This is a genomic window from Sinorhizobium psoraleae (assembly GCF_013283645.1).
Taxonomy (GTDB): domain Bacteria; phylum Pseudomonadota; class Alphaproteobacteria; order Rhizobiales; family Rhizobiaceae; genus Sinorhizobium; species Sinorhizobium psoraleae.
The window spans coordinates 108,225-115,907 of the sequence record NZ_JABEKV010000011.1 but is presented as its reverse complement, the minus strand read 5'-3'; the positions used below and the strand labels follow the sequence as shown (position 1 = coordinate 115,907).

General features: G+C 59.3%; 6 protein-coding genes and 2 pseudogenes. 5 read left to right on the top strand and 3 right to left on the bottom strand.

Going from position 1 to position 7,683, the window contains the following annotated elements; translation table 11 throughout:
- Window positions 1–243: 243 nt before the first annotated feature.
- Window positions 244–365 (bottom strand): annotated as a pseudogene (locus tag ILFOPFJJ_RS36655) (IS6 family transposase); the annotation flags it as partial.
- 21 nt (window positions 366–386) lie between these two features.
- Here ILFOPFJJ_RS36655 and ILFOPFJJ_RS31545 point away from each other — a divergent pair.
- The 4 genes and pseudogenes from ILFOPFJJ_RS31545 to ILFOPFJJ_RS31530 all read left to right on the top strand — a co-directional run.
- Entirely contained in the window at window positions 387–1,319 is a 933-nt protein-coding gene (locus ILFOPFJJ_RS31545) for a polyprenyl synthetase family protein (protein ID WP_173514405.1), read from the top strand.
- Window positions 1,316–2,845 (top strand): prenyltransferase/squalene oxidase repeat-containing protein, encoded by a 1,530-nt coding sequence (locus tag ILFOPFJJ_RS31540; RefSeq protein WP_210267670.1) that lies wholly within the window; start codon window positions 1,316–1,318, stop codon window positions 2,843–2,845. The genes ILFOPFJJ_RS31545 and ILFOPFJJ_RS31540 overlap by 4 nt, the downstream gene beginning before the upstream one ends.
- Window positions 2,846–2,880: 35 nt before the next feature.
- A complete protein-coding gene (locus ILFOPFJJ_RS31535; RefSeq protein ID WP_173514404.1) occupies window positions 2,881–3,777 on the top strand; it encodes a terpene synthase family protein in 897 nt (298 codons plus the stop codon).
- Between the two features lie 80 nt (window positions 3,778–3,857).
- Window positions 3,858–4,108 (top strand): annotated as a pseudogene (locus tag ILFOPFJJ_RS31530) (transposase); the annotation flags it as partial.
- Here the strand turns inward: ILFOPFJJ_RS31530 and idi are convergent.
- Window positions 4,089–4,751: an isopentenyl-diphosphate Delta-isomerase gene (gene idi, locus ILFOPFJJ_RS31525; RefSeq protein ID WP_173514403.1), complete on the bottom strand. Its 663-nt coding sequence runs from the start codon at window positions 4,749–4,751 to the stop codon at window positions 4,089–4,091. The pseudogene ILFOPFJJ_RS31530 and the gene idi overlap by 20 nt on opposite strands.
- Window positions 4,752–4,794: 43 nt before the next feature.
- The gene (locus tag ILFOPFJJ_RS31520) at window positions 4,795–5,517 is read right to left on the bottom strand and encodes an isopentenyl transferase family protein (RefSeq protein WP_173514402.1); all 723 of its coding nucleotides are present in this window, start codon (window positions 5,515–5,517) and stop codon (window positions 4,795–4,797) included.
- A gap of 449 nt (window positions 5,518–5,966) precedes the next feature.
- Here ILFOPFJJ_RS31520 and ILFOPFJJ_RS31515 point away from each other — a divergent pair, with 449 nt between their 5' ends.
- Window positions 5,967–7,634, top strand: coding sequence for a Mur ligase family protein (locus ILFOPFJJ_RS31515; protein ID WP_312032766.1), 1,668 nt, complete (start codon window positions 5,967–5,969; stop codon window positions 7,632–7,634).
- The last annotated feature ends 49 nt before the right edge of the window (window positions 7,635–7,683 follow it).

The window sequence follows — 7,683 nt, the reverse complement described above, 5'->3', positions numbered from 1 at the left end:
CGGGAACCCTGAAACGTCTCAAAAGGTCTCTGTGCCGCCGCAAGTCGCGGCCAGAGTCATGAAGTCTAACTGGCAGGTTGCGTTAGGGACCCTACGAGGTTTGGCAGGCCGCTAACTCAACAAGCTTAGGTATCCTAGCGGCCTCGTCGCAAATGCGGCGACATGCCTGGCGAAGGAAGTCGCAGATGGCCTACAAGGAACTCATCAATCAAAGCGGGCTGGCGCATACGGGGCATCGTCAACTTAATCCACCGCCAAGCCGAAGGAGGCGATTCTAAGGTTCGAGATTTGGCGATAGCGCTTGTCGTGGAGATCTCGCGCCAAGTCGCAAAGGCTCGCTCGCGCGCAGCACGACGGAAGTCAGGTCCCAAAAGTGGAGATGCAATATGATTTCGAAGCACCCAGTCGACTTGGTTGGCGGTAGCGACGAACTTATCGAGCAGGCGCTGCGAGCCGCGATGGGTAGTGCTCTGAGTCCGGCATCGCCGACTCACCTGCGGGGAGCGCTGGAAGCGGCAGTGTTTCCAGGTGGCGCCCGGATGCGCCCCAAGCTCTGCATGAAAGTCTTCAATGCGTGCGGCGCAAGCCAGCCGGAACTGGCTTTAAGAGCTGCGGCAGCAATCGAATTGCTGCACTGTGCCTCGTTGGTCCATGACGACCTGCCTTGCTTCGACAACGCCCCGCTGCGCCGCGGCAAACCGTCGGTGCATCGGCTGTTCGGAGAGCCGACCGCCGTTCTGGCCGGGGATGCCTTGATCGTGGCGGCCTTCAAAAGCCTAAGCCGGCAGGTTACGCGGACACCTTTGTTGGTCGTGCGCATCATCGAGGTGGTCGCGGACGCGATCGGCCCCAGTCATGGGCTGATCGCCGGCCAGTCGATGGAGGCCATGACGCACGTCCCGATCGACCGCTATCACCAGTACAAGACCGGCTCCCTCTTTGTGGCGGCGGCCACGTGCGGTGCCCTGACAGGTGGTGGTGACCCGGCCCCCTGGGCGAAGGTGGGGGAACTACTCGGACACGCATACCAGATCGCCGACGACATCGCAGACACGGTCGGCCGCCCCGAAGCGCTTGGCAAATTGGGTGCCGTGGACACGCAACTGGATCGACCCAATATCGTCCGCAGCCAAGGGTTGGATAGCGCATCCGCCAAATTCTATGGGTATCTCGAACAGATAGGTGACACCATTCCTGCCGGCCCTCACGAAGAATCCTTCGTTGACTGGTTGAGCCAGGCGCTTTGCAAGGGCGTGGCCGGCGCGGGAAAAGCCGGACTGATACAACAAGCGGCGCTGGAATGCGTCCAACCTTCATGAGAAATGAATTGCAGTCCAATATGCACACCCTGGCCAGCTACATCATTACCGAACTGCGGCAACTGCTTGGCGAGGTGGGCGATGGAGGACAGGTCGGTCCTTCTAGTTATGACACAGCTCAATTGCTGCGCTATGCACCGCCGCAACAGGATCTGGAAGGCGCTTATGGGTGGTTGCTGGCGCAACAACAAGCCGACGGCGGCTGGGGCGAGCCTGGGCATGCGCTGTACCGCGATGTACCGACCGCCGCAGCGGCTCTTGCGCTGCACGCGCGCGATGGCGGCGAGCGGCACCGCAGCGCGATTGCCGCCGGCATTCAATTCCTGAAGGGACAACATGCGCTGTGGCAGGCGCCGCTAGCCGAGGACATCCCGATTGGCATCGAACTGATCCTGCCTCGTCTGCTGGTCGAGGCGAGCGCGGTCGGCCTGGCGCTGCCTGCAAAACAATACGATGCATTGATCCAACTGGGAGAAAAAAAACTAGCAACACTGCGTGGGGCAACACTTCCGGTAGGAAGTCCGCCGTTGCACTCCTGGGAGGCGTGCGGCGGCAATCTCAGCGCCGCCATGCTCGATCGCGGCGGCAGCGTCGGCATCAGCCCATCGGCCACCGCCGCATGGCTATATGCGGCACGCAATGGGGGATTCGACGGAGCCCTGATTCGCAATGCCGAACAATATCTGGAGAAAGCTTCTGCCGGCACCGGCGCCGAGATTTCAGGTGTGGTGCCGACTGTCTGGCCGATCGATGTATTCGAACCGTCCTGGATCCTGCATACCCTCGCTTTGGGCGATCTGCTGCAGCACACTGAATTGGCGGCAAACGTCGCACAGATCGTTACAACATTGCGCGGCGACATCAACGAGAAAGGCTTGGGTGCAGCCCTCAACTTCGCTCCCGACGGCGATGACACCGCAGTCGTAATGTCGGTTCTCGCAATGACCGGTCACAGATTGCCTTATAACCCCCTACGTAAGTTTGCGCTCGGGAACCTATTCCTAACCTACCCCGGTGAGCGTAACCCGGCGCTGTCCACCACCGTCCATGCGATTCACGCGCTGCGCTTGATCGGAGAATCCATCGAGGCTGGCGAGGCTTATCTGGAACAAAGCAGAGATGATGACGGCGTCTGGAGTTGCGAGAAGTGGCATGCGTCGTGGTTGTACCCGACCTCGCAGGCAATTGCCGCGCTCGGGCATGGTCGGCCTGCATGGCGCGACGACCTGGCGCTGGCAGGCTTGCTGGCGAAACAGCATGCCTGCGGCGGCTGGGGGACCGGCGATGCGCCCACATTCGAGGAAACCGCGTATGCGGTGCTGTCTCTGCATATGCTCTCCAGCCCACAAAATCCGGCATCCGCCGATGCGATGTCCAAGGCATGCCAGTGGATGCTGGGCGCCTACAAGCCATACGTCAGGCCGACCCGTGCACTTTGGATCGGTAAAGAGCTCTACTGCCCTCGGCGCGTGGTGCGGGTGTATGAACTGGTCGGCTTGTTGGTGGCAAGCCGCTGGTCGCTATGAGTGGCAGCGCTCAACTACCTATTTGCGAAGGAAACATGAGTGAGCCTGATGAATTGTTGTCCGACCTGTTGGCGTGGGGTCACGGCCTCAAAGGGTTCAAGCGCGAGCATGCAAGCGAAGCCCTCCATGGAGGCAGCTTGTTTCTCATGGGTGTCGAAGACAAGTACGGCCGGATGATCCAGGGCATCGGCACGCAAAACAAGCAAGCCGGCCACGCGTTCATCCTCGATATGGCGATGCTCTTTTGGCTGGACGATTGTTTCGACGAACAGATACTGGAACAACATGAGCTGGATGCCATCGGCGAGGTGTTGTCTGGCAAGAGTCCGGCCAGCACGGTCGAAGCTGAACGTTACCTGGCGCTTCTGGACCTGCTGGCGGCGCAAGCCGGGTCCGATGCGGATTTTGCGCTGGTGCGGGAATCCGGAACGGCTTACTACCGAGCATTGCAAGCCGAGGCGCATCTGTCGAGCGGAAAACGCGAGATGTCTTACGCCGAGTATCTGGACAACGGCATCGACAGCATTGCCTTCATGCGGGTGCTTGCGTCCCTTTCTGCGCTGTGGGGACTGGATATTTCGGTGCGGCGGGAATGCCCCCACTTCCTGCGCTTTCTGCGCCATCTGTGCCTCGTCGGCAGATTACAAAACGATCTCCATTCGCTGAACAAAGATCGGCGCGAGGCTTGCGCGGCGAACGCCGTACTGGTGGTCGAGCGCTTTCTGCCGGGCGCGCCTGCGCTCGCCTTCGTTGAAGAGGAACTGCGGGGCTATGAGCGGCTGCTAGACAAGGATATGGAAGATCTCGCGCCGGATGATCCCTTCCGCCGCCTGGCCGAAATATTCAGGAGAATGCGGGAACTGTATTACAGCACTTCGCGTGAGCGCTACCAAACCGCCACAGCATGTTGCAATCGGACAGCGTGGCTTTAAGTGGCAAGAGCCGCTTGAGGAACGATATTGAGATCCCGCCGCCCTGATTGCGCATCACGCGTTCGTGGAACCAGCGGGTACTCATGTCGATCCCCGGTGTAGTCGCAATCACCGCAACCTCCTTCGCCGCTGCCATTCAAGATTCGGACAACTTCAAGCCCCGATCTGTTGGCGCCTGGATAGGACTGACGACGCGCCGCTACCAATCTGGACAAGTCGATTATGACGGCCGTATATTCCGACGCAGCGCCCCCATCTGCGAGGACTTCCCTACGAAGCGGCCTCAGTCATTCTGATGCGTAGCTCAACCGTCAGCACCCTGCGGACATGGCGCCCCAACTGCGATTAGACAATCCCCAGCAACTTCCTGAAAGCTCACATCTAGCGGCCTCTGGCAACCTTAGCTCATCCGACGGCGGCCATTGCGATGGATCAACACCCAACGCGTCGAGCAGTTCGACTTGGGCGCGACACCATGGCGACACCATCAAACGCCCGTCCTTTACGCTGTTGAGAAACCGCTGCGAATCTACCCATTCCCATGCAGACACCTCGCTCAGGTCGGGTGTTACGCTCAACGTTTGACAGCGAGCGGTGAATACGGGGCATAACTCATGTTCAGTAATGCCATTCGTCATTGCGGCGCGATAGGAAAACTCAGGTAGCACAAGACGAATGCCATCGACCTCTATCCCTAATTCCTTCCGGACGCGCCGTTCGATGGCTTCGGTCAATGGTTCGCCTGGCCGTGGGTGTCCGCAGCAACTGTTGGTGAGAACGCCGGGCCATGTGATCTTGTCTAATGCCCGCCGTGTCACGAGCAGCTTATCGGCACCGAAAATGTAGACCGAAAATGCAAGGTGCAGCGGTGTTTCGGCATGATGGACCTCGGATTTTGGAGCCGTGCCTATGGCTTCACCACGCTCGTTGCACAAAATGACCCTTTCGGAGGATGCGTCCATCGCAATGTTCATCACACACCTCTTCGATTGACCAAGTTAATTTCTCCACGCGCCTCTAGTGTGAATCCATCAGAAGAGTGAGGCGAACATCCCCGCCTTCTTGCCAGTCAGGGAAATCACGCTCTTGCCGTCGCGCGTGTTCAAGATATTCGTCGGCCATGGCCGCTATCACTGCCTGCTGCCGCGTCGGATCGAGATGCAACAACTCGCGGATTGCGATGTTATGTTCCCACGCAAACCCTATCGCGCAGCGATATCCAATGATGTCCTCCAGTATCGGCCGGAGAGCGTGCTGCTTCCAGAGGTCTGCCAATTCCTCCAGCAGGGATGGGCGCTCGTCCCTGACGGCGAACATTTCCGTAACCCTCCGTCTTGCTCGCTTCAGGAAAACATCCGGAGACGTAAGGCGCAGCCGCCTTACGTGCCACCGGAAACCGGCATCCCAATAGGAACTCTTGGCCATGCGGTTCAGAAGGGAGATCGAACCGCCTTCGAGAATAAGACCAGGCGACGACTTGCGATCCGCTACTTCCAATATGAGTTGACGATGAGCGGCCTCTGTTTCGATCACGCCCGCGGCGAGTCGGCGCGAATCTAGATACAAACGCTGGGCAGATGCAGCTTCCACTCCAAAAGGACGCCCGCTTCCTGTAGCAATCTGAGGGCAGCATTGTACACGATGTAGCGCGATGACCGGCCATCCGGTCTCTCGTGCAATTTGGATCGATAAGTCTGTTTTGCCGCTGCAAGTGGGCCCATAAATCAGATGGATGAACATGTGCGTCTCGCGCTTTGTAGAACTAGTGCTACGGGCGTGAAGCCGCAAGTTCCTCGTCCTCGTTCGCATTTCGTTCGGTACGCAAAGGCATTTGCCGAACACCACAGAGATTTCCGAGAAAACTCCGGCTTTCATCAAGCGTGTGCGTCATCGCACTCTCCGAAGGAGTCCTGCAATTGCTGTTCCACTGAGCTCTCTTCTCAAGTATTCCATAAATAGTTATCCCGACCGGCGACTTTCGGGATCGGAGATTCAAAACTCGCGCCAACTTCTCCGGAGAGCTTTCACCAAAACCTTCCGTGTTTGATTAAGAACTTAACTGGTGTGCAGTGGGAATTGGCAAACAGCGACTTTGTAGCGGATGAGACAAACCCGACGATCGGCTTGTCGAGCCGCACTTCAGCGGGAATGACTACCGCATTCTGGTGATCGGTGGTGAGGGGGTCGCGGTGGCCGAACGCTCGCCGGCGCATGTGATTGGGGATGGCAAGAGTACTATCCTGCGGCTCATCGAGCGAGAGAACAACGATCCGCGTCGAGGGATCGGCCACGAGGCGCCGTTGACCAAGATTAAAGTCGATGACTGCCTGCTCCACCATCTGGCGAGGAAGAACCTCGGCCTGTCGAGCGTTCCGGCAAGGGGCGATGTCGTCTTCTTGCGCCCGACCGCCAATCTGTCGTCGGGCGGCACGGCGGTGGATCGCACCGGAGACATTCATCCGGACAACGCGTTCCTGGCCAAGCGGGCGGCAAAGGTCGTCGGTCTGGACATCGCAGGCATCGACTTCGTCGCACCGGATATCAGCCGTTCCGTTCACGACACTGGGGGCGGGGTCATCGAGGTAAACGCTGGCCCCGGTTTCCGTATGCACCTGCAGCCGAGCGTGGGTAGGTCCCGGAACGTAGCTGCCGCTGCCATGGATCTGTTATTCCCGCCGGGGTCACCGAGCCGGATACCGATTTTTGCGATAACAGGGACCAACGGCAAGACAACGACGGCAAAGATGCTCGCCCACATCCTTTCTGGCTCCGGCGCGAAGGTGGGGCTCGCCTCCAGCACCGGCGTCTATCTCGACGGCCAGCGGGTAACAGACGGAGATTGCTCCGGACCGAAAAGTGCCCGCCTCGTGCTGCGCGACCCCGACATTGACTTCGCCGTGCTCGAAACGGCGCGCGGCGGGATATTGAGGGAGGGGCTGGGTTTTGACCGGTGCGATTTCGGCTGCGTGCTGAACATCGGTTCAGATCATCTGGGGCAACGCGGGATCGATACTCTTGAGGACCTGGCGGAAGTCAAATCGGTGGTGGTCGAAGCGGTAAGCGAGGAAGGCTGGAGCATTCTCAATGCGGATGATCCCCACACCGCAGCCATGGCCGACGTGGCAGGTGGGCAGATCTGTTACACCTCGCTTCTGGCAAAGAGCGAATGGCCGGCCTTTCTCACCGAACACGTCGCCAATGGTGGAAGGGCGGTTGCCTGCCATGGTGACGCGGAAGAGGGCTGCAACATCGTCCTCTACGATGGAGGCCAGGCGCTTTTTGTCGCCAATACAATCGACGTCCCAGCCACGATCGGCGGTCTGGCCGCCTTCAACGTGCAAAACGCCATGGCCGCGGTTGCGCTTGCCTATTCGAGTGGGGTCTCCTTGCCGCTGATCCGGTCCGGTCTTTCAACCTTCCAGACGACATTCGAGCAATCGCCGGGGCGGCTCAACATCTTGGAAGCTCACGGCGTCAAAATCATCGTGGATTATGCGCACAACCCGGACGGCTTGTGTGCGCTGGGCGAATTGATAAACAAGCTCAGATCGCGCCATCGCCGCACGATCGGGATGATAGGTGCGGCCGGTGACCGGCGCGACGAGGACATACGGGCGATGGGGGCGCTTGCCACTTCCTTCTTCGACAAGGTCGTCTTCAAGGAGGATGGCGACCTTCGCGGACGAAAGGCTGGCGAGGCCGCGTCCCTTCTTCACGAAGGAGCCCGGAGAAGGGGGGCGCAGCCGCCCGAAGTTTCGGTAGTGCTCAAAGAAGAGGAAGCAGTGGACTATTGCCTTTGCGCTGCCTTGCCGGGCGACCTGGTTGTTCTTGCCGCCGATGATGTCGGGTCGGTTTGAAGACAGGTGTGCGACTTTTCAGCGGCACCTGAACGCACTGACGCGGGCT

Bases quoted from the DNA above. Each gene is read 5' to 3' on its own strand.
- ILFOPFJJ_RS31545 (WP_173514405.1), top strand. From the start codon at position 387: ATGATTTCGAAGCACCCAGTCGACTTGGTTGGCGGTAGCGACGAACTT.
- ILFOPFJJ_RS31540 (WP_210267670.1), top strand. From the start codon at position 1,316: ATGAGAAATGAATTGCAGTCCAATATGCACACCCTGGCCAGCTACATC.
- ILFOPFJJ_RS31535 (WP_173514404.1), top strand. From the start codon at position 2,881: ATGAGTGAGCCTGATGAATTGTTGTCCGACCTGTTGGCGTGGGGTCAC.
- idi (WP_173514403.1), bottom strand. From the start codon at position 4,751: ATGAACATTGCGATGGACGCATCCTCCGAAAGGGTCATTTTGTGCAAC.
- ILFOPFJJ_RS31520 (WP_173514402.1), bottom strand. From the start codon at position 5,517: ATGTTCATCCATCTGATTTATGGGCCCACTTGCAGCGGCAAAACAGAC.